This is a genomic window from Paenibacillus sp. SER-28, from assembly GCF_052906305.1.
The window spans coordinates 1-260 of record NZ_JBRECM010000084.1 but is presented as its reverse complement, the minus strand read 5'-3'; the positions used below and the strand labels follow the sequence as shown (position 1 = coordinate 260).

1 protein-coding gene is annotated in these 260 nt (G+C 48.1%); it reads right to left on the bottom strand.

Annotated features, from left to right (window positions below):
• The coding region (locus ACUYLD_RS25735) for a hypothetical protein (RefSeq protein ID WP_446676247.1) at positions 1 to 260 on the bottom strand (260 nt) is incomplete at both ends.

The window sequence follows — 260 nt, the reverse complement described above, 5'->3', positions numbered from 1 at the left end:
TGTTCTTCCACATAGGCGTGGAACAACCCTTCTGATTGCTTTTCATCACTCCATGCAGATACGCCTACTGATCCAAAGCCGTCGATGATCTTCACTTTTTCCTCAGCAGTCACTAGCTCCAGCTCATCTACCAGCGCATGCGGTTTGTGAATTGCTTCTTCAATCATATGCAGCAAATGCTCGCGGATTTGCTCTACAGCTGTACGTTCCAATACTCGCGCGTTGTACTCCAAATGGACATGAATTTCATCCCCCGGCAC